The organism is Paenisporosarcina sp. P4_E4_2 (assembly GCF_056401595.1).
The window spans coordinates 1-1,840 of the sequence record NZ_JBFUJC010000473.1 but is presented as its reverse complement, the minus strand read 5'-3'; the positions used below and the strand labels follow the sequence as shown (position 1 = coordinate 1,840).

Here is a 1,840-nt window from a genome sequence, read left to right as displayed (position 1 = left end):
CGATTGAACCCGGTGTACGACCAATCATATTTTTAGCATCGTTACCTACTGCAACGATATCGCCATTATTTGTATTTCTTGCAACTACTGAAGGTTCGCGTAAAACGATTCCTTTTCCTTTAATAAATACCAAAGTATTTGCTGTGCCTAGGTCAATCCCGACATCTTTTGCTCCAAATCCAAACACGTTATGTTCTTCCTTTCTATCCTTAGCCAGTTAATCTTAGCTTAGTTTAAACCATAAATTTGATTATAACGGATAAAAGGAGAAAATCACAGTGTCACATGTAACCCTTTTCCTTCAAACTGATAAATTGATGATCACCGATAATGACATGGTCGAGCAATTCGATGCCCATAATGTGCCCGGCTTCCTGTATTCGCTTCGTAACTTCTATGTCTTCGGGTGAAGGGGACGGGTTACCTGACGGATGGTTATGGGCACAGATAATCGAGGCAGCTGAACGTTTCACTGCCTCTCTGAATATCTCCCTGGGGTGTACGATACTGGCATTTAAACTGCCAATAAAAATGGTTTGTTTGTGTAGCACTTGATTTTTAACATTCATGAAAAGAACGACAAAATTTTCTTGTTTTAAAGATGTCATATCCGTCATTAAGAATGTTGCAGCGTCTTTCGGAGAACGAACGGTGAATTTCTCATCAGTTTGTTGTAAAGATAGCCTTCTACCAAGTTCTACTGCAGCAAGCAGCTGAACCGCTTTCGCTTCTCCAATCCCTTTAACGGACATGATTTCTTCGATAGTTGCATTTTTCAATTCATGCAGTTGTTCAAAGAACGTCAACACTCGATTCGCCAAATGAAGGACGGATTCCTGTTTGGTACCCGTCCGTAGTAAAATGGCAATCAATTCTTGGTTCGATAGCGCGGCTGCGCCTTGGTTTATCAGTCTTTCACGTGGGCGATCAGAAGCATGGACGTCACGAATCATCAGTGCCGGCTTCACTTCAGTTATCATAACGTACTCCTGCAGACTTCATCTCAAGCAGTTCTAAATTCATAAGTTCACGATACACTTCTGCAATAGGTAAACCCACAACATTATTGTAGTCTCCGTTAATATGTTCCACCATCAAAGTACCTGCTGTCTGGATACCATATGCCCCTGCCTTGTCGTAGCAATCGCCACTTGCCACATAACTGTTGATCCATTCGTCCGTTAATTTATAAAAAGTGACTTTTGTCTCTTCATAAAACACATTGCAAATTCCTTCAAAATAGATGGATACTCCCGTAATGACCGTATGTGTCCTACCGGATAATCTCCGCAAATACAGTTTCGCCATCTCTGCATTTTTAGGCTTCCCAAGTGCCTCATCATCAAGAAACACCATGGTATCGGCACTGATGACGATTGCGTGCTGATTGTATTCAGCGACGGCCAGTCCTTTTTCCATCGCAATGTTGCAAACGAGTTCGGCAGGCGAGCATCCGAAAATGTCCTCCTCATCTATCTCCAATGTTTTCACTTCAAAGGGTACCCCAAGCAGTGATAATAACTCTTTTCTCCTCGGTGAAGCAGATGCTAAAATTAACGGTTTTGTTGTTTTGAATTCCAATGAAATCAGCTCCTTTTTGACATCATACAGAATGATGTCGATGTTGAAAAATGTGTATAAAGGGCAATAATTTCATTTTGACCAAATAAAAGGGCTTATAATTCAATTTTCAAGCAGTCATTTTGTGCGAAATAATGCGATAATAATTGAACTCTAATGACGTTTAATTCCTTTGAAAGTGTTGATATAGCAGCAATGTTAGAGTCCCAGTCCTTTGGTTTGGCATCCTTATTTCCAGTGTCCGCAAAATTAAATTTTG

Annotated in this window: 3 protein-coding genes; all 3 read right to left on the bottom strand. The window is 40.6% G+C overall.

The features are described 5' to 3' along the window. A partial coding sequence (locus AC1DSB_RS18800; protein WP_477587364.1) for a rod shape-determining protein occupies positions 1–187 on the bottom strand: 187 nt, incomplete at its 3' end. Positions 188–281: 94 nt separating this feature from the next. Further along, positions 282–980, bottom strand: a complete 699-nt coding sequence (gene radC, locus AC1DSB_RS18795; RefSeq protein ID WP_477531865.1) for a RadC family protein — start codon at positions 978–980, stop codon at positions 282–284. Beyond that, positions 970–1,581, bottom strand: coding sequence for a Maf family protein (locus tag AC1DSB_RS18790; RefSeq protein WP_477531866.1), 612 nt, complete (start codon positions 1,579–1,581; stop codon positions 970–972). The genes radC and AC1DSB_RS18790 overlap by 11 nt, the downstream gene beginning before the upstream one ends. Between the last annotated feature and the right edge of the window lie 259 nt (positions 1,582–1,840).